Annotated in this window: 18 protein-coding genes and 1 pseudogene; 14 read left to right on the top strand and 5 right to left on the bottom strand. The window is 62.9% G+C overall.

All coding sequences use genetic code 11. The features are described from left to right. Nucleotides 1-13: 13 nt before the first annotated feature. A pseudogene (locus ACS4RS_RS16435) lies at nucleotides 14-306 on the top strand (ArsC/Spx/MgsR family protein); the annotation flags it as partial. A 6-nt stretch (nucleotides 307-312) separates the two neighbouring features. On the opposite strand, the gene ACS4RS_RS16430 reads toward ACS4RS_RS16435, so the two are convergent. The 5 genes from ACS4RS_RS16430 to ACS4RS_RS16410 all read right to left on the bottom strand — a co-directional run bounded on the left by ACS4RS_RS16430 (nucleotide 313) and on the right by ACS4RS_RS16410 (nucleotide 6,771). Next, entirely contained in the window at nucleotides 313-579 is a 267-nt protein-coding gene (locus ACS4RS_RS16430) for a hypothetical protein (RefSeq protein ID WP_439010122.1), read from the bottom strand. 112 nt (nucleotides 580-691) lie between these two features. Continuing rightward, entirely contained in the window at nucleotides 692-3,223 is a 2,532-nt protein-coding gene (locus tag ACS4RS_RS16425) for a mechanosensitive ion channel domain-containing protein (RefSeq protein ID WP_449313737.1), read from the bottom strand. A 90-nt stretch (nucleotides 3,224-3,313) separates the two neighbouring features. Further along, complete coding sequence (locus tag ACS4RS_RS16420; RefSeq protein ID WP_439010124.1) at nucleotides 3,314-3,865, bottom strand: DUF924 family protein; 552 nt, start codon at nucleotides 3,863-3,865, stop codon at nucleotides 3,314-3,316. A 122-nt stretch (nucleotides 3,866-3,987) separates the two neighbouring features. Then, nucleotides 3,988-5,052, bottom strand: a complete 1,065-nt coding sequence (locus tag ACS4RS_RS16415) for a histidine kinase dimerization/phosphoacceptor domain -containing protein (protein WP_439010125.1) — start codon at nucleotides 5,050-5,052, stop codon at nucleotides 3,988-3,990. A 273-nt stretch (nucleotides 5,053-5,325) separates the two neighbouring features. Beyond that, a complete protein-coding gene (locus tag ACS4RS_RS16410) occupies nucleotides 5,326-6,771 on the bottom strand; it encodes an MFS transporter (protein ID WP_439011819.1) in 1,446 nt (481 codons plus the stop codon). 559 nt (nucleotides 6,772-7,330) lie between these two features. Here ACS4RS_RS16410 and ACS4RS_RS16405 point away from each other — a divergent pair. The 13 genes from ACS4RS_RS16405 (at nucleotide 7,331) to ACS4RS_RS16345 (ending at nucleotide 19,147) form a co-directional block, all read left to right on the top strand. Next, the gene (locus tag ACS4RS_RS16405) at nucleotides 7,331-8,656 is read left to right on the top strand and encodes an ABC transporter substrate-binding protein (protein ID WP_097625830.1); all 1,326 of its coding nucleotides are present in this window, start codon (nucleotides 7,331-7,333) and stop codon (nucleotides 8,654-8,656) included. Nucleotides 8,657-8,775: 119 nt separating this feature from the next. Continuing rightward, nucleotides 8,776-9,744 carry an ABC transporter permease subunit gene (locus ACS4RS_RS16400; protein ID WP_439010126.1) on the top strand — a complete coding sequence of 323 codons (969 nt, stop codon included), beginning with the start codon at nucleotides 8,776-8,778 and terminating at the stop codon, nucleotides 9,742-9,744. Then, nucleotides 9,741-10,694, top strand: coding sequence for a carbohydrate ABC transporter permease (locus ACS4RS_RS16395; protein WP_449313736.1), 954 nt, complete (start codon nucleotides 9,741-9,743; stop codon nucleotides 10,692-10,694). The genes ACS4RS_RS16400 and ACS4RS_RS16395 overlap by 4 nt, the downstream gene beginning before the upstream one ends. Continuing rightward, nucleotides 10,691-10,903 carry a hypothetical protein gene (locus tag ACS4RS_RS16390; RefSeq protein ID WP_439010128.1) on the top strand — a complete coding sequence of 71 codons (213 nt, stop codon included), beginning with the start codon at nucleotides 10,691-10,693 and terminating at the stop codon, nucleotides 10,901-10,903. The genes ACS4RS_RS16395 and ACS4RS_RS16390 overlap by 4 nt, the downstream gene beginning before the upstream one ends. Nucleotides 10,904-10,906: 3 nt before the next feature. Further along, on the top strand, nucleotides 10,907-12,004 hold the full coding sequence (locus ACS4RS_RS16385; RefSeq protein WP_439010129.1) for an ATP-binding cassette domain-containing protein: 1,098 nt from the start codon (nucleotides 10,907-10,909) through the stop codon (nucleotides 12,002-12,004). Then, a complete protein-coding gene (locus ACS4RS_RS16380) occupies nucleotides 11,997-13,025 on the top strand; it encodes an ATP-binding cassette domain-containing protein (protein WP_439010130.1) in 1,029 nt (342 codons plus the stop codon). The genes ACS4RS_RS16385 and ACS4RS_RS16380 overlap by 8 nt, the downstream gene beginning before the upstream one ends. A gap of 53 nt (nucleotides 13,026-13,078) precedes the next feature. Further along, on the top strand, nucleotides 13,079-14,719 hold the full coding sequence (locus ACS4RS_RS16375; RefSeq protein ID WP_439010131.1) for a dihydroxyacetone kinase subunit DhaK: 1,641 nt from the start codon (nucleotides 13,079-13,081) through the stop codon (nucleotides 14,717-14,719). A 47-nt stretch (nucleotides 14,720-14,766) separates the two neighbouring features. Then, nucleotides 14,767-15,387, top strand: a complete 621-nt coding sequence (gene dhaL / locus ACS4RS_RS16370; RefSeq protein WP_439010132.1) for a dihydroxyacetone kinase subunit DhaL — start codon at nucleotides 14,767-14,769, stop codon at nucleotides 15,385-15,387. Beyond that, nucleotides 15,384-15,782 carry a dihydroxyacetone kinase phosphoryl donor subunit DhaM gene (gene dhaM, locus ACS4RS_RS16365; RefSeq protein ID WP_449313735.1) on the top strand — a complete coding sequence of 133 codons (399 nt, stop codon included), beginning with the start codon at nucleotides 15,384-15,386 and terminating at the stop codon, nucleotides 15,780-15,782. The genes dhaL and dhaM overlap by 4 nt, the downstream gene beginning before the upstream one ends. Further along, nucleotides 15,782-16,138, top strand: coding sequence for an HPr family phosphocarrier protein (locus ACS4RS_RS16360; RefSeq protein ID WP_439010133.1), 357 nt, complete (start codon nucleotides 15,782-15,784; stop codon nucleotides 16,136-16,138). Before dhaM ends, ACS4RS_RS16360 begins: the two co-directional genes overlap by 1 nt. Next, the gene (locus ACS4RS_RS16355) at nucleotides 16,122-17,699 is read left to right on the top strand and encodes a putative PEP-binding protein (RefSeq protein ID WP_449313734.1); all 1,578 of its coding nucleotides are present in this window, start codon (nucleotides 16,122-16,124) and stop codon (nucleotides 17,697-17,699) included. The genes ACS4RS_RS16360 and ACS4RS_RS16355 overlap by 17 nt, the downstream gene beginning before the upstream one ends. Nucleotide 17,700: 1 nt before the next feature. Then, complete coding sequence (locus ACS4RS_RS16350; protein WP_439010134.1) at nucleotides 17,701-18,108, top strand: hypothetical protein; 408 nt, start codon at nucleotides 17,701-17,703, stop codon at nucleotides 18,106-18,108. A gap of 46 nt (nucleotides 18,109-18,154) precedes the next feature. Next, entirely contained in the window at nucleotides 18,155-19,147 is a 993-nt protein-coding gene (locus tag ACS4RS_RS16345; protein ID WP_439010135.1) for a dihydroxyacetone kinase subunit DhaK, read from the top strand. Nucleotides 19,148-19,158 lie beyond the last annotated feature (11 nt).

Here is a 19,158-nt window from a genome sequence, read left to right as displayed (position 1 = left end):
CGGATATGGATTCGAAACCCCGCCCTCGCGGGAGGAAATGGCTCGGATGATCGCCGATGCCGGCCTCGCCGTGCGCGAACCATTCGCCAGAAGGATAAGCCCTATATCGTACTCGGCCTCGACAATCTCGATCTGACCGACCACCAGCTTCTCGACGCGATGCCCGCGCATCCGATCCTGATCAACCGGCCTCTCCTACACCGCTCGCCAGCGTCTCTCACGGCCCTCCGAGCTGGTTCTGGAAAATCCTGCCCAGACGCACAGAGGCGCCAAGTGCTCGACGCCGAGGGCAAGCGGATCGTCTGATCCCGCCTACTTGACGACGGCCGACCCCTTGACGATTTCGATCGTCTCGCCACCGTCGAGCCCGATCCGGTCGCCGTCGGGCGTCGTCATGAAGCAGCCTGAGGAACAGAGGTTTTCCGAGGCGCCGGCATCGACCACCACCTCGACGCGCTGGCCGCTCTCGGTGATGACGAGCACCACTGCAGCTGGATCGGTGTTGGTGATGGATGCCGCCTGGACCGCGGGCGCGGCAAGCAGCGGGACAAGCAGAACGGCGGCAGACCTTGCCATCATGTGCGGCGGCGCGGGCGCGCCCTCCCCTCTAACGATCGGTGCTGCCCTCGGCAGCGATCCCGATGGTGGAGATCATGCACATAGACCTGTGAATGATGGCTGAATGAGCCGCTCAGCTCTTCAGGCTGCCATCCGCCGTCCGCCCGCGCAGCTGCCGCACCGGCCGCTCCTCTTCCTCGATGGGCTTATTCTTTGGATCGTCCCGGCCGTCCGTCTGCTCCTTGACGGCATTGGCAAGGACAGGCGCGGCACCGCGATGGATGGTGAGATCGCTCTGCGGCAGCGGGATCTCGATACCTTCGGCCTTGAAGCGCCGTAGGATCTCGATCCTGAGATTGTTGCGCACCGTCATGCCGTCGCCCATGTCGGCGAGGAAGAAGCGCAGCTCGAAATCCAGCGAATAGGGTCCGAAGCGCAGGAATTCGACATGCGGCTCGGGATTGCGCATGACGAGCGGTATCTTTGCCGTCAGCTCCAGCAGAATATCCATTACCTGCTGTGGATCGGCGTTGTAGCTGACGGAAACCGGAATTTCCGAGCGGCCGATCCTGTTGCGATGCGTCCAGTTGCCGACCAGGCCGTTGATCAGTTCCGAATTCGGCACGATGATCGACTGCTTGCGGAAAGTCTCGATCTCGGTAGCGCGCACCGAGATGCGTTTGACAATGCCTTCGGCCGTGCCCGATACGACATGGTCGCCAACCTTGAACGGCCGCTCAACAAGCAGGATCAGGCCGGAGACGAAGTTGGAGACGATGTTCTGCAAGCCGAAACCGATACCGACGGAGAGCGCCGAGGCGACGAGCGCGAAACTCGACAGATCGATGCCGGCGGCAGAGACGCCGATGATCGCGGCGATACCGACGCCGAGATAGCCGATGCCCGTCTTGACCGAATTGCGCACGCCGAGATCGACATGGCTTCTTGCCATGACATTGCCGTCGAGCCAGCGCTGCAGCCAGCGCGTTAGCAGGAAGACGCCGGCAAACAGCAGGATGCCGGTGCAGATGCCGAGCAACGAGATGCTGATGCCGCCGAGCCTGACCTCGGTAAACAGCCTATAGGCGATAAGCTGCAGATCCTGAACATGGAAGCCCCAGAGCAGCAGGATCAGCGGAACGCCGACTAGCAGCGCCACGGCATAGATGGCAAGCCCTACGAGCAGGCCGGCCTGGTCGATCGCCACCGGCCCGAGATTGAAGCGGCGCGTCAGGAAGCGCGCGAAGAAGGTATCGCCGAAGCTTTCCTGCCTTGATATCGCCTTGCCGGAGAGCAGGCCGACATACATGGTGGCGACAACCGCACCGGTGATGATGAGCTGCGTGGCAACGAAGCGGGCGAGCCCAACATACCCTGTCAGCGCGGCAATGATCAGGCCGGCGCCGACGGCGCGCAGGATGATCGCCATGCCGCGCGGCCAATGCCTGCCCGGCGCATCGGGATCGCCGTTCCTTGCCAGCATCGGCTTGCCGAAGGAGACCGTGATCAGGATCATGCCGATGATCAGCGCCGCAAACAGGCTTCTGATCACGGTCAGCACCAGCGGCGAGCCCATCGCCTCGCTGACGGTGCCGAACAGATAGTCGAGCCCGTTGACGACAGCCATCGCCAACAGGCAATAGCCGATCGAGCGGGCGCCGAGGTTGGAAAGCCGCACGAGCCGCCAGCGCGGTTCGCGTGGCGCGAAGATGGCATTGACGAAGCGCCCGACGAAATAGACGAGCCCGATCGTTCCGAACAGCGCGCCGATGACCGGCGCGATATCCGGCCTCAGCACGTTGAAGCCGTTGAGGAAGAAGAACGAGGTGACGAGCAGCACCGAGAGCGCCAGCGTACGGATCAGGGTAGACCAGAAGGCGATCGACAGCCGGCCGATATAGGAAGGCTCCTCGACCGCCTCATCCCGGCGCAGATACGCGCCGAACAGCCGGTAGCTGCCGGAAAGCAGGATGAGGGCCGAGGCAAGCGACAGGAAGATCGCGGCAAACATCGGAAAACGCTTGAATTTCCAGACGAAGACGGCCCAACTGGACAGGGCCTGCGAGAATTCGCTGATCTCGTGCACGAAGGCGCCAGCCGCATCGTCGATCACCGAAGCCGAGACCTCGGTCCGCCTGAAAAGCGTATCGGCAAACAGCTGCCGCCGCATCTCGATAATCTGATTGACGAGCTTCGTCACCGCGATCGACAGGTTTTCGGCGTCGCCCGTCACCGCGTTGATCTGCGCCCGCTCGGCGGCAAGCGCATTGCGCTCCTGGGTGACGATCTCGGCTTCAGGAGGCTGCCCGTCCGTCGGCGGCTCGCCGATCTCCGCAAGCCGGTTCTTGATCTGGTCGAAACGCGGTCTCAGATTGACCGATATGGTGATGATTGCGCGGCTGAGTTCGTCGGCCTTGGTCGCAAGCTCGACCAGCGCGTCGTCATTGTCGGCATTCCCCTTGACGCCGTCCTGAAGCGCCGTCAGTTGGACCTTCGCCTTGTCGATCTCCTTCGCCGCCTGGTCGAGCGGCGTCTCGACAGACGCCTGCGCGACCGCCTGCGTCTGCGCTTCCTGCGCGAAGGCCGCGGCACCCTCGAAATGCGCGCCGGCAAGCGCCAGCGTCACGAGAAGAACGGTGCGAAGCAGGATGGACCTCAGCCGCAAAAGCGCCTCCGGAAAGGTTGTCGTCGGGATAGAATGCCTGCTTTTCCTAGCAAAGAAAGGCGACAGAAAGGCGGAGGCTCCTGGAAAGGTTTAGAAGCCGGCCCCGGGCTTGGAGAGATAATCGCGCTCGCCAGCCGTCGATTCCCGTCCGAGCATGGCATTGCGGTGCGGAAAGCGGCCATAGGCGGCGATTATGTCGCGATGGCGGATCGCATAATCCAGATATTCCTCATCGCCGAGCGCAGTGAACAATGCCACGGAACGTTCCTGCTCACCAAGGTCTTCGGCATGTTCGAACGGCAGGTAGAAGAATGTGCGGCAGGCGGTCTCGATCGCCTGGTCGGCGCCGGCGGCAAGGGCGAGCTTGGCCTCCCGAAGCGCGAGCCCGTCGGTTGCGAATGCGAGCGGCGTGCCGCGATAAATGTTGCGGGGAAACTGGTCGAGCACGATCACGGCCGCGAGCCGGCTTTCGGCATCGACCCGCCATTCGTCACCGATGCCCGCGGCGAGAGCCAGATGCGTCTCTCGGAAGCCTTCGCGGATCTCGACGTCGAGCTCGGGCGGCGGGCGGAACCACAGCTCCCGGCCGCATCGGACAAACCAGAAATCATAGACTTCCTTCGGCCTACGGATCGTCGTCATCTTCGCTTCCCCTAGCGTTATGTTTGATAATGCGGCGTCGGTAAACCATTGCAGAGAAGGAATAATAGTGTGCCGCGTGGTCCACACGGCAGGCCTTCCTGCTTCTAGCCACCCACGTCCGTCTACTTCCCCTCGTTCAACGAAAACACCAGCGTCGCCTTTGTCCCATCATGTCCGGGATCATAGGCAAAATCCGATTTCAAGCTCGCAGCCATGGCCGTCAATATCCGCGTACCGAGCCCGGTTCCCCTCGCCGGGCTCTCCGGATCGAACCCCGCCCCATCGTCTTCGACGATGACCCTCAACGCCTCATCCGTCTGATCGACAAAGACGCGGATCTCGCCCGGCACGCCGTCGGGATAGGCGTATTTGAAGGCATTGGTGGCGAGTTCGCTGACGATCAAGCCGAGCGTGATCACCTTGTCGGTCGCCAGATTGACGGGCTCAGCGGTGAGCACGATGCGGTGCGGCCGCTTGTCGTCGCGCATCGAGGCTTCGAGCTCGGTGAGCAGGCTGTTCAGATATCCATCCACCTGCACCGAGCCGACCTGCCGGTTGGTATAGAGCCGGCGATGCACGCTGGCGATGGCGTTGATGCGCATCTGGGTTTCGTGCAGCGCGTCGATCGCCACCTGATCTTTGGTCATCGAGGATTGCATGCGGATCAGCGCGCCGACGAGGCCGAGGCTGTTGGCGATGCGGTGATTGACCTCGGCAAGCAGCATCTCGGCAAGGTCGCGCTGCTGGCGGATCACCTCCTGCGCCTGCGCCGTCTCGTGGCGAAAGCGCGCCCGCTCCAGCGCCTGTTCGAGGGCGGCGGCGAGCAGGTCGAAATAATCGGCCGAGATCCCCTTGAGCATGTAGTCGTCGGCGCCGGCTTTCAGCGCCGCGACCGCGATGCTGGTATCGCCCGAGCCCGTCGCATAGATGACCGGCGGATGATCCGGCAGCGCCGTGATGCAGGGCAGGATGTCGAGACCGGTTTCGCCAGCCAGGACATGATCGAGCACGACGGCGTCGATGCCGCCTTTGCCGAGTCTCGCAAGGCCGACAGCACCGTTCTCGGCCCATTCAACCGAAAAGCCGCGCCGGCCGAGGTTCTTCTGCATCAAGACGGCGAGCCCCTCGTCGTCATCGATATAGAGGATGCGGATCAGGGCATCCGCATTGCCGCTAGAAGTGCTCATTCCGTCTCCCGGCTTTCTCTCGCAGCGACGACCGCTCGCAAGCGTCCGAGTCGTCCGCATGGCAATGTCGTATTGCATCGGCCGCCTGCGGTAAACAGCGGTTATCCCTCGCCCTTGTCGCAGGTGGCGCGAAAGGAGGATGTCGGGGAGCCGGTATTTTCAGAACACGAACCGACCTGGAGGAGTATCCCATGGAGCCATTGAAGGATGGAAACGGACAACCTGAAATGAAACGCTTAAAAGCCGAGCGGCCCGATTGGTTCCGCCGGCGGGCTAATTCTTTTGGAATTTCCGATGGCGCGATACTTCGGCGCCTGCCTCCGCCGGCAATTGCAGGAAGCGCAACGACGATATGACGCCGATCGCGCCGACCACGACGAACGCCCAGCGGAAATCGGCGAGAACGGGATTGTCGACGCCCCTGAGGGCCGAGGCGATATTCAGCACGGCCGCCGCAACGGCGACGCCGAGCAGCATCGACACCTGCTGCAGCATGCTAGACAGCGTCGAGGCCGAGCTTCGCTGCGCCGGACCGATATCGGCGAAGGCAAGCGTGTTCAGCGCGGTGAATTCCATCGACCGCGACAGGCCGGCGAGAAAAAGCAGCGCATGGATGAAAAACTGCGGCGTATCTGGCGTGAGGAAACCGCAGGCGACGATTGAAAGCGCCGCGATCAGCCCGTTGAACACAAGCACGATGCGGAAGCCGAAGAAGCGCAGGAGCGGTGTCGTCACCGTCTTCATGCCGAGATTGCCGAGGAAGTAGACGAGCAGATAGGTGCCGGCGGCAATCGAACTCAGCCCGAAACCGAGCTGGAACAGGAGCGGCAGCAGGAACGGCGTCGCGTTGATCGCCACCCTGCAAGCCGTGCCCGCCGACAGCGTCGACATCGAAAAGGTCTGGACGCGGAAGGCCGAAAGGTCGAGCAGCGGATTGTCGACAGCGAGGAAATGCCGGGTCGCCATCACAGACAGCACGATGCCGGCTGCAAGCATGGATATGACGGGCAAAAGCCCGCCGTCCCATTTGACCGAAAGCTCCAGGGCGGCGAGCAGAAAGGTCAGCCCTGCAGCACTCAGAACGAAGCCCGCGAAATCCAACCGGCCGGGATCTGTCTCGCGCTGCTCCGGCACGAAGCGCAGCACCAGCCCCATGCCGAGAATGCCGATCGGGATATTGATGAGGAAGTTCCAGTGCCAGCTGGCATAGGTGGTGATGAAGCCGCCGAGCACCGGGCCGATCACAGGTGCGGTCAGCGCCGGCCAGGTGATCAGCGCGATCGCCTGGACGAGCTCGGACTTGCGGGCGTTCTTCAGCACGATGATGCGCCCGACCGGCGTCATCAGCGCGCTGCCCGCTCCTTGGAGGGCGCGCCACATCACAAATTCCGTAAGGCTGCCGGACAAGCCGCAGAACAGCGAGGCGGCGGTAAAGACGGCGATCGACATCAGGAAGATACGGCGCGCACCGAACCTGTCGCCGAGCCAGCCCGACAACGGAATGAAGGCGGCCATCGTCAGCATGTAGACGGTGATGCCGATGCTCATCGACACCGGCTGGACGTTAAAGCTTGCCGCCATCTGCGGCAGCGAGGTGGCGACGATGGTGCCGTCGAGGATCTGCATGAAGAAGGAAACGGCAACGACCAGCGCCACGATCTTCGCCTGGCGGCCGCTTGCCGCCTCCTGCCCATTCTCGCTCGTCTCTGCCGTGGTCATCGATCCGCCAATCGTGGTCATCGATCCGCCAATGAAATTCAGAATGCCGCGGCAGGGAAACGGGAAGGAGCCGATCGGAGGATCTGCCGCGCGAGAGAACGCGGAAACGCGCCGCGCACGGGCTGCATACGCTCGTTGCGCGCGGCCGGAAAGGCCAAATCTCGCACTACGCGAGAATATTCCCGACGCGGCGGGCGGCGCGACTTTAAGAAAAAGGCCCCGCCGGAGCGAGGCCAAGTTTGAACCGCTCCCGGGAAAACAGGAGCGGCATCGAGGTCCATATCCTGCGGCCCATCTCGCAGCGAGGTCAGATTTCCCCGTATCGGTACGCTCGCGAACTAAAATTCCGAGAAGCGCCGAGATTAGTCCGCAAAGTCGTTGCCCACTTGGCGATCGACCTGTGCAGTGCAGCAACGATTGGCGCTTGCAATGTTTACATAAACCGCTATCACTAAACATATTGCTAAACATGATGATTGATGAGTTCATGTGAGCATTCTCTAAAATGGGTGAACATGCGACGCCGGCGGGGAGCCGGCATTGGTTCTGGGAGGAACTTATGCAGAAAACATCGAAAGCCCTTTTGGGGCTGGCTGCGGCACTCGTCATGTCGTCGGCATTGCCCAATCTCGCCAAAGCCGAAGAATTGACGCTGTGCTGGGCCGCCTGGGACCCCGCCAATGCGCTCGTCGAGCTGTCGAAGGACTTCACCGCCAAGACTGGCACGCAGATGAAGTTCGAATTCGTTCCCTGGACGAGTTATGCCGACCGCTTCCTCAACGAGCTGAATTCCCATGGCAAGCTCTGTGACCTCATCATCGGCGACAGCCAGTGGATTGGCGGCTCGGCCGAGAACGGCCACTACGTCAAGCTCAACGACTTCTTCGACAAGGAAGGCATCAAGATGGATGACTTCGTGCCGGCGACGGTCGTCGGCTATTCGGAATGGCCGAAGAACACGCCGAACTACTGGGCACTGCCTGCCATGGGCGATGTCGTCGGCTGGACATACCGCAAGGACTGGTTCGAGAAGCCGGAACTGCAGAAGGAATTCAAAGCGAAATACGGCCGCGATCTCGCAGCCCCGAAGACCTACGATGAACTGAAGCAGATCGCCGAGTTCTTCCAGAAGCGCGAGATCGACGGCAAGACCGTCTACGGCGCCTCGATCTATACCGAGCGCGGCTCCGAAGGCATCACCATGGGCGTGACCAACGTCCTTTACGACTGGGGCTTCCAGTACGAGAACCCGAAGAAGCCTTATGACATGGAGGGCTTCGTCAACTCGGCAGACGCGGTCAAGGGCCTCGAATTCTACAAATCGCTCTATGATTGCTGCACACCGCCCGGCAGTTCCAACGTCTACATGGTCGAATCGGCCGACGCCTTCAAATCCGGCCAGGTCGCCATGCAGATGAACTTTGCCTTCACCTGGCCCGGCCTCTACAAGGACGAGAAGGTCGGCGGCGACAGGATCGGCTTCTTCCCCAATCCTGCTGAAAAGGCGCATTTCGCCCAGCTCGGCGGCCAGGGAATCTCGGTGGTCTCTTACTCCGACAAACGCGACGCCGCCCTGCAATACATCAAGTGGTTCGCACAGCCCGATGTGCAGGCCAAATGGTGGGAGCTAGGTGGGTTCTCCTGCCTGAACTCCGTGGTCAATGCGCCAGATTTTGCCAAGAGCCAGCCCTATGCCCAGGCCTTCCTGGACTCGATGGCGATCGTCAAGGACTTCTGGGCCGAGCCGAGCTACGCCTCGCTGCTGCAAGCCATGCAGAAGCGCGTCCATAACTACGTGGTTGCTGGCAACGGCACCGCCAAGGAAGCGCTCGATGGCCTGGTGAAGGACTGGAGCGACGTCTTCAAGGACGACGGCAAAATCTAGTGCCGGACGACAGGACAGGCGGCACCCCTCTGCGCGCCATCCTCACCAGGGTGGCGGCCCGGATCGGCAGACGAGCCGGGCCGCCAGATCTTCCATATCCCAATAGACCGGGTGAAAAATTGACCATTTCCCATTCCTCCATCGTCGAGAATGCAGTCGATGCGACAGCAAGGGCAACGCCGGTCTCGGTCGCCCGGCGCGTTCGCGGCCTCTCCGACAGAGCGATCGCCTGGCTGTTCATCGCGCCTGCCATCACCCTGCTGCTGGCGATCAACATCTTCCCGCTGATCTGGGCAATCTATCTCTCCTTCACCAATTACCGCGCCAACCGGCCGAATGCGCCGGTCCAGGGTGTTGGCCTTGGAAACTACCAGCGCGTTCTGAACGACCCCGATATCTGGCAGGCGATGCAGACCACCGCGCATTTCGTCTTCTGGACCATCGTCCTGCAGACGGTGATCGGCTTCAGCCTTGCCTATCTGATCGACCGCAAGTTCCGCGGCCATGCCTTCTGGACAACGATCATCCTGATCCCGATGATGCTGTCGCCCGCCGTCGTCGGCAATTTCTGGCGCTTCCTCTACGAGCCGCAAATCGGCCTCTTCGCCTATGCGGTGTCGCTGGTATCAGGCATTCCAACCTCCGATATCCAGATGCTCGGAAATGTCACTCTGGCGCCCTGGGCGATCATCATCGTCGATACCTGGATGTGGACGCCCTATGTGATGCTGATTTGCCTCGCCGGCCTGCGCTCGATCCCCGACTATATCTACGAAGCGGCCGAGGTCGACCGCGCCTCGCCGTGGCGCCAGTTCTGGTCGATCACCGTGCCGATGGCCCTGCCCTTCATCATGCTCGCCGTGCTCTTTCGCGGCATCGAGAATTTCAAGATGTTCGACATGGTGACGCTGCTCACCGGCGGCGGGCCGGGCTCGGTCACCGAAGTCGCCTCGATCACGCTGAAGCGCGCCGCCTTCGAAAGCTGGGCGACCGGCCGGGCCTCGGCCTTCGCCATCGTCCTCTTCGTCGCGGTGTTCGGCCTCGCCAACATCTATGTCAAGGCATTGAACAGGGTGAAGCAACGATGAGCGCCGCTAACTCAGCCCATTCGGTCGTCGCACCGAGCCGTTCCAGCAAGCGCATTGCCGGCACGATCGTCATCCTCTATGCGCTGATCACCCTCATTCCGCTCGTCTGGATCTTCCTGACCAGCATCAAGTCTCCGCCGGATTCGATCAGCTATCCACCGAAGATTGTCTTCACGCCGTCGCTCGAAGGTTATTGCAACCTGTTCACCACGCGTACGCGGCAGACGCCCGACTATATCGCCTCGCTGCCGGCGCCGGTCGGCACCTGTGATGAGGTGACCCGCAAGCGCAACATGGTGATCGCAGGTCCGTCGAATTTCCTGCCGCGCTTCGTCAATTCGCTGGTGATCGCCTTCGGCTCCACCTTCCTGGCGGTCTTACTCGGCACGCTCGCCGCCTATGGCTTCTCGCGCTTCAAGGTCCCGCTTGCCGATGACCTGCTGTTCTTCATCCTATCGACGCGCATGATGCCGCCGATTGCCGTCGCCATCCTGATCTACCTGATGTATCGCGAGCTCGGCCTGTCGGACACGGCTGTAGGCATGATCCTGCTCTACACCGCCGTCAACGTCTCGCTCGCGGTCTGGCTGCTCAAGGGCTTCATCGACGAAATCCCGCGCGAATACGAGGAAGCGGCGATGATCGACGGCTATACGAGGCTGCAGGCCTTCCGCAAGGTCGTGCTGCCGCAGGCAACCACCGGCATCGCCGCCACCGCAATCTTCTGCTTGATATTTGCCTGGAACGAATATGCTTTCGCCGCCCTGCTGACCTCGGGCGAGGCCCAGACCGCACCGCCCTTCATCCCGACGATCATCGGCGAAGGCGGGCAGGACTGGCCGGCTGTTGCTGCCGGCACGACGATCTTCCTGATCCCGATCCTCGTCTTCACCATTCTCCTGCGCAAGCAGCTGCTGCGCGGCATCACCTTCGGAGCCGTCCGCAAATGACCCACCTGATCGAAACACGCATCCCTGCCCGCCCGAAACGGCCATTCTTTCTGCGCCGCAGCCCGATGGAGGCCATCGCCACCACGCTGATCGGGCTCGGCTTCCTGATGCTCTTCCAGCCCTTCCTGCTGGTGCTCTACACCTATTCGCTGGTTACCCTGCTTGCGGGCACCGTCATGTTCATCATCGTCTCGAAATTCCCGGAGTGAACCATGGCGGACATCCGGATCGAAAATCTCCGCAAGGAGTTCGGCAGTTTCGTCGCCGTGCAGGATTCGAGCTTCACCGTTCATGACGGGGAATTCCTGGCGCTGCTCGGGCCTTCCGGCTGCGGCAAAACCACCACGCTTCGCATGATCGCTGGTCTCGAGCTGCCGAGCAGCGGCAAGATCTATCTCGACGGCGAGGATGTTACGTTCAACCGCGCCAGCGCCCGCGACATCGCCTTCGTCTTCCAACTCTTCGCACTCTACCCACATATGAACGTGCGCAGGAATATCGGTTTCCCGCTGTTGTCGCAGGGCATGGCCAATGCCGAAATCCGTCAGCGCGTGGAAGAGACCGCTCGGCTGCTGCAGATCGATCATATTCTCGACCGTTCGGTATCGGGCCTAGCCGGCGGCGACCGGCAGCGAGTGGCGCTCGGCCGCGCCATCGTCCGGCGTCCGAAATGCTTTCTGATGGATGAGCCGCTCGGCACGCTGGACGCCGAGTTCCGCGAGATCATGGTCCACGAGCTGCGTGAACTGCACAACCGGATCCACGCGACCACCGTCTACGTCACCCACGACCAGCACGAAGCGATGGCGATGGCCGACAAAATCGCCGTCATGAACCATGGGGTCATCGAGCAGTTCGGCACGCCGCAGGAGATCTATGCCAAGCCCGCGACCATGTATGTCGCCGATTTCATCGGCTCGCCGCCGATGAACTTCATGCGCTTTACCTCGGGGCTGAAAAGCGGCGACCACTCCATCCTGCTAGACGGTGTCGATGTTGCCGTCCCAGAGATCCATGAGGATATGGCCGAGGGTGAGCTGGCGCTCGGCGTGCGGCCGGAGCATATCCGCTTCAATGACGCCTCGGCGCTCCGCGGTGCCGTCTACGGCAGCGAATATCTCGGCACCAACCAGGTCGTGGCTGTGGAAACCCGGAGCGGTCTGATCAAGGCTCGTGTTCCCGCAAATCGCAGCTTCCGGATCGGCGAGACCGTCGGCCTCGAATTCAACCCGGAAAAACTCGCGCTCTTCGACTGCGCGTCCGGCCACGCGGTGGCATCCTCGCTCTATCAGGAGACCCGGCATGGCTGATGTCGTCCTCAGAAACCTTAACAAGCGCTTCGGCGACACCCAGGCTCTGTGCGATGTCGATCTGTCGATCCGCGACGGTGAATTCGTCGTGCTGCTCGGTCCCACAGGCGCCGGCAAGACCACGACGCTGCGGCTGATCGCCGGCTTGGAAAAGCCGGATGGCGGGCGTATCGAGATCGGCGGCCGCGATGTCGCCGCCGAAGCGCCCGCCGAACGTGACGTCGCCTTCGTCTTCCAGCAATATTCGCTCTATCCGCACATGACGGTTTACGAGAACCTCGCCTTCCCGCTGAAGGCGCCGGTCCGCAAGCTGAGCGCGGGGGAGATCGACCGGCGCGTCCGCGAGGTCGCACGCATGGTCCGGATCGACCACAAGCTGGAGAACCGCTCGACCAGACTTTCCGGCGGCGAGATGCAGCGTGTCGCCATCGGCCGCGCACTGGTGCGCCGGCCGGCGATCTATCTGATGGACGAGCCGCTCTCCTCGCTCGACGCCAAGCTGCGCGCCGAACTGCGCCTGGAGTTGAAGCGCATCCAGAAGGAGTTGGGCTCGACGCTGCTCTATGTGACCCACGATCAGGTGGAAGCCATGACCATGGCCGACCGCATCGGCATCGTCGCCGAGGGACGGCTGATGCAGGTCGGAACGCCGCGCGAGATCTACGGCAATCCCGCCAACCTGCATGTCGCCGCCCGTCTCGGCCAGCCGCATATCAACCTTCTGCCGGCGGACCTCCTGCCCGGCGGCAATCCGCCGGCCGGCACGAAGACTGTCGGCGCCCGTACCGAGCATCTCGACATCATCGTCGGCGAGGATGCCAATGCCGAGATCGATTGGATCGAACATCTCGGTGACCAGAACCATCTACACATCAGGGTTGTCGATCCCAAGCAGCTAGCGCGGGATCACAAGCTCGTCACACTTGCAGATCCATATCTGGCGATCGCGCCGGGCGACCGGATCAGCCTGACGCTGCGCGATCCGCTCTATTTCGATGCGGCTGGACAGCGCCTGTCCTAACCGCCGAACTGGCATGATAACGGCATGAAAAACAAACAGACGGGTCTCAATCGATGAAACACTTCTTCAACCGCAGGGAAAGCATCGTCACCGAAGCCTTGGATGGTCTGCTTCTGACGAGCAGCAGCGGTCGCCTTGCCCGCCTCGACAGCTTTCCCGACATCAAGGTGATCCTGCGCGCGGACTGGGACAAATCGAAGGTGGCGATCATCTCCGGCGGCGGCGCCGGCCATGAGCCCTCCCATGCCGGTTTCGTCGGCAAGGGCATGCTGACATCAGCCGTATCCGGGGAGATCTTCGCCTCGCCGAGCGTCGATGCCGTGCTGACGGCGATCCGCGCCGTTACCGGTCCGAAGGGTGCCTTGCTGGTCGTCAAGAACTATACCGGCGACCGCCTGAATTTCGGCCTCGCCGCCGAGAAGGCGCGCGCCGAGGGCTTCGATGTCGAGATGGTCATCGTCGCCGACGACATAGCCATCCCCGACATCAACCAGCCGCGCGGCGTCGCCGGCACACTGTTCGTCCACAAGATCGCAGGCTATCACGCCGAAAATGGCGAGGACCTGACGACGGTCGCGGCCCATGCCGCCTCAGCAGCGGGCGACATCGTCTCGCTTGGCATGTCGCTCTCCACATGCAGCGCGCCGGGCCAGGCGCATGAGGACCGTCTTGGTGCCAACGAAGGCGAACTCGGCCTCGGTATCCATGGCGAGCCGGGCATCGAGCGCATCACACTGCAGCCGGTTGCCGATATTGTCGCGACCATGGTGGCGCGCCTGTCGCCGACGTTGCGCGAAGGAGTAAGCCACGCCCTCCTCATCAACAATCTCGGCGCCGTGCCGCCGCTCGAAATGGCGGTCATCGCCAATGCCGTGCTCGCCTCGCCGCTTGGCCGTCGCGTCCGACTGATCATCGGGCCGGCGCCGATGATGACCGCGCTCAATATGAATGGCTTCTCGCTGTCGCTGATCCGGCTGGATGCCGCTCGCGAGGCGGCGCTGACAGTAGCGGTGGAACCGCATGCCTGGATGCCTGCCGTCGAACGACACGAGATCGACATCATCGCCGCACCGAGGACTGCGGCCGGCATGAATGGCGCGGCCGCAGCCGGGGAAAACACGCGCAACCGTCGCTTAATCACGGCGCTCTGCGACCATCTGATCTCGCAGGAAAGCGAACTCAACAGGCTGGACGGCCGTGTCGGCGACGGCGATACCGGCTCGACAGTGGCGACGGGGGCCCGCAGCGTGCTTGCCCGCCTCGACACGCTGCCGCTCGACCGGCCGGCGGCAACGCTCGCCTCGCTCGGCGATATCCTCGGCACCAGCATGGGCGGGTCGAGCGGCGTGCTGCTTTCGATCTTCTTCACCGCGGCGGCAAAAGCGATGGCTGACAAGGCCGATATCGCCGCCGCCCTTCTTGCCGGGCTCGATAGGATGACGTTCTATGGCGGCGCCACGGTCGGCGACCGGACGATGGTCGATGCCTTGGCACCCGCCTTGAAGGCCTTTGCCTCCGGTGATATCGCCGCCGCAGCGAGGGCTGCGGCAGCCGGTGCCGAGTCGACGAAAACCATGATGAAGGCGAGAGCCGGACGCGCCTCCTATGTCGGCGAAAGAGATCTGGCGGGCGTCGCCGATCCCGGCGCCGTCGCGATTGCCGGCGCGTTCGGCGTGGTAGCAAGCCTCGTCTGACCGGAGTACAGTTTGAGAGCCGCGCGGGAGGCGCGGCGACAGGGAGGATGGCAGTGCAGGCGGAACCGGTGCTAGTTGCGGGATTGATCGAGGTGTGCCGGGCAACGATCGCGGAAAACAGCGATCACCTCTGCGCGCTCGATCGCGCCATCGGCGATGGCGACCATGGAACCAACATGCGGCGCGGCTGCGAGGCAGTGAGCGCCGAAGGCGAAAGCCTGTCCCGCCTGCCCTTCCCCGACGCCGTGGAAAAGATCGGCCTAACGTTGGTGATGAATGTCGGCGGTGCCGCCGGGCCGCTCTACGGCACACTGCTGATGGAAATTGGCCGCCAGCTTCGCAAAAGCGAGGCGGAGGCCGATTTTTCGCTGGTGCTAAAACAGGCGATCGACGCCGTAGCCAGGCGCGGCCGCGCGCATGCCGGCGACAAGACCTTACTCGATGTGCTCTATCCCGTGCATGCAGCACTCGCCAGTCGCTCGCCGCTCGGTACCATCGCCAGCAAGGCCGAATGTTCCGCCAGCCGCACCGCTGACATGAAGGCGATGCGCGGGCGCGCGGCCTATCTCGGCGACCGTTCGATCGGCCACGTCGATCCCGGCGCGTCGAGCTGCGCACTATTGACTACGGCGATCTGCCGCTTTCTCGGGGAGCACCGTCCGGAATGAACGGAAAGACCGCAAATGTGGGTATCGTGATCGTCTCCCATTCGCCGCTTGTGGCACGGGGTATCGCCGACATGGTGCGGCAGATGGTCGGCGACTGCGTGCCGCTCTCCTGGTCGGGCGGCAACGTCCATGGCGAGCTCGGCACTGATGCCGGCGGCATCCTCAGGGCGATCGAGGCCGCCTGGTCCGATGCCGGCGTCGCCGTCTTCGTCGATCTCGGCGGCGCCGAAACCAACAGCGAGATGGCGATCGAAATGCTGGGCCATCCCCGCTCGGCGCTCGTCTCCATCTGCAACGCGCCTTTGGTCGAAGGCGCCGTCATCGCCGCCGCCGAGGCGTCGGGGGGCGCCTCACTGGCCAAGGTCGTTGCTACAGCCGAGGAACTATCGCCCTGATGACGAGCGGAGTGCGCATAGAGAAACAGGAGCCCGAGCCATTGCCCGAGCCATTTAGGGTGAACTGCCAGACGGAGGTGGAAGTCAAGCACGGTGTCGGGCTGCACGCCCGCCCCTCCGTCACCTTCACGCGGCTTGCCAAGTCCTTCCCCTGCTCGATCGAGGTCGCAGTCAACGGCAGCGACGTCTGGCTGAACGGTAAGAGCATCATCAAGATCATGGGCGCGAGAATCCGCAAGGGATCGGTCCTCAGGATCCGCGCCGACGGCATTCTCGCAGAAGAGGCGATCCGCGCCCTTAAGGGACTCATCGAGCGCAATTTCGATGAGGAAAAGAAACATGGCCGGACCGCTTAGACTGAAAGCGAAGAGCGCATCTCCGGGCATCGCATCCGGCCCGGCCTTTCTGGCCGAGCGGCCGGGCGCTCCCGCCGCGCCTCGTACCGTCGGCGGATACGCCGCGCTGGAAAAGGCGATCGACGTCTCGATCGGCGAACTCGAGCGCCTCGCCATGGGATCCGACGCCGAAAGCCGCGATATCATCGATTTCCAGATCGAGGTGCTGCGCGATCCGACGATCGCGGAAGCGAGCGGCGCCCGCATGGAAGCTGACGCGAACGTCGTCTTTGCCTGGGTCGCCACCCTCGACGCCTATATCGGTGAACTCGAAGCGGCCGACGAGGAGCAGATGCGGGCGCGTGCCGTCGATATTCTCGACATTAAGAACCGCGTGCTCGGCGCGCTTGCCGGCACCCCGATCGCCGATTTCCCGCCCGGCTCGGTCTTTGTCGGCAAGGACATGGAGCCCAGCCGCTTTCTCGCGCACGACTGGTCGAAAGGCGGCGGCATCGCGCTGTTTGCAGGTAGCACCGCCGGCCATGTCGCCCTGCTCGCCCGGACGAAATCCGTACCGATGGTGGTCGGCGCCGGCCGCTTCTCGGCCGTGGACGGAGATCCCGTCAGCGTCGACGGAAACGCCGGTACGGTCGTCCTACAGCCGGGCAGCATGCTGATCTCGCCGCTCGCACCTGCACAAGCGCCTGCCGGCGACACGCAAACAGCCGGTGATGAGCTGCGCACGGCGGATGGCGTGCCGATCCTGCTCTCCATCAACATCAACGATCCCGCCGAGATCGATGCACTCGATCCAGCAACCGCGGGCGTCGGCCTGATGCGCTCGGAATTTTCAATTGCCTCGGTCGCCGATGCCGCCAACGAGGAGCGGCAGCTGGCCATCTATCGCCGCGTGCTGGAGCAGGCGGGCGAAAGGCCGGTGACGATCCGCATGCTCGATATCGGCGGCGACAAGCCGCTCGCTGGCCTCGAAAACCTGCCGGCTCTCACCTCGGGCTTGCGCGGCATCCGGATGCTGCTTGCCCAGCCGGAAATCGCCCGCGTCCAGGCACGCGCCCTGCTGCGCGCCGCCGCCTTCGGCAGGCTTTCGGTGATGCTGCCGATGGTGACCTTTCCCGACGAGATCGACAGGATGCGCGAGTTATTTCGTGAGGAGGCCGAAAAGCTCGGTCGCCGTTCCCTGCTGCACCGCATGCCGCCGATCGGTATGATGGTGGAGGTGCCGGCGGCCGCATTGATGCTCGACACCTTTGGAACTGCGGCGTTCTTCTCGTTCGGAACCAACGATCTTACCCAGTATCTTGCCGCCTCCGCCCGAGAGGACGTCGACGCCGATGCCGGCAAGGCAGCACCCGCCGTGCTCCGGCTTATTGCCGAGGCGGTGAAGCTTGCCGCCGGCAAGCCGGTCAGCATCTGTGGCGACATGGCCGGCGATCCTACCTATCTGCCTGCATTGCTTGCTGCCGGCCTCCGGCATTTTTCCGTGGCGCCAGCCCGGCGTCCCGCGATAAGATCGGCGATCATCGGCCTCAATGCCGATGGCACAAGGGCAGCCGGAGAATAGAATGGCGCGCGAAGACACCGAAGACGCCATTATCGCCTACAAGTCCATTCTGGCGCAGATCATCGACAACAGGCCATCGGGCACGCGCCAGCGACTGGCGACGGCGCTTGGAAAGCATCGCAGCTTCGTCACCCAGATCACCAGCCCGACCTATGCGACGCCGCTGCCGGCGCGCCATCTCGCGACAATCGTCCGTGTCTGCCACTTCAGCGCCACCGAACAGGAGCGGTTTCTCGAAGCCTATCAGGCCGCCCATCCTGGAAAGCTGCCGGATGTCGGCCACTCAGAGAAATTGCGGCACCTGTCGCTGATGGTGCCTGATTTCGGTGACGACAGGAAAAACCGTCTTCTTGAAGAGGCGATCTCCGATCTGGTGCAGAAGATCGTCGCAATATCGGGCGCGGAATGACGTGAGCCGCTTGACGTAACGTAATGCTTTTGGCCTTGGGGGCTTGATGAAGAAGTTCATGAACACTGCGGAAACCATGGTCGCCGAAAGCGTCGAAGGCTTCGTGCGCGCCCATGAGGCCTCCGTGGTGTTCGGGCCCGAGCGCAGATGCATCCGCCGCCGCCATCTCACCCCTGGCAAGGTGGCGCTTATCTCCGGTGGCGGCGCCGGGCATGAACCGATGCATATCGGCTTCGTCGGCCACGGCATGCTGGATACCGCCTGCGTCGGCCATATCTTCACCTCGCCGACGCCGAGCCAGATCATTGCCGCCATCGAGGAGGCCGATACCGGTGCCGGTTGCCTGCTCGTGGTCAAGAATTACGACGGCGACCTGATGAATTTCGAAATGGCCATCGAGATGGCAGGCGACCGCCACAGCCTCGACATGGTCGTCGTCAGCGACGACATCGAGACGTCGAGAACCGGTGATGGCCGCGGCCGGCGCGGTGTTGCCGGCACGCTCATCGTCGAAAAGATCCTTGGCGCGGCCGCCGAACGCAGCATGTCGCTTGCGGAATTGAAAGCGCTCGGCGAAGGCTTGAACGGGCGGATCCGCTCGATGGGAGTCGCGCTGAACGGCGTGACTGTGCCGCAGACCGAACGTACGACATTTTCGCTCGGACCCGACGAGATCGAAATCGGCGTCGGTATCCATGGCGAGCCCGGCCATGCCAGGCAGCCCTTCGCCACCGCCGACACCATCATCGGCCATCTCTGCGAGACGATTCTAGGCGACATCTCAATGACGCCGGGCAGCAGAGCACTGCTGTTCGTCAATGGCCTCGGCGGCACACCGCCGGCCGAACTCTACCTCGCCTATAATGCTGCCCGCCGCTTCCTCGAGGAAAAATCTATCCAGATCGAGCGCTCGCTGGTCGGAACCTACGTCACCTCGCTCGACATGCAGGGGCTGTCGGTCACCCTCGCCTTACTGACCGACGAGGAGATCGCGCTGTGGGACGCGCCGGTAGCCACGGCCGCACTGCATTGGCCATGACCCGCGTCTTC

It is taken from the genome of Rhizobium sp. F40D2, from assembly GCF_051810745.2.
Lineage (GTDB): Bacteria > Pseudomonadota > Alphaproteobacteria > Rhizobiales > Rhizobiaceae > Rhizobium.
This window is presented reverse-complemented; position numbering and strand designations above follow the sequence as displayed.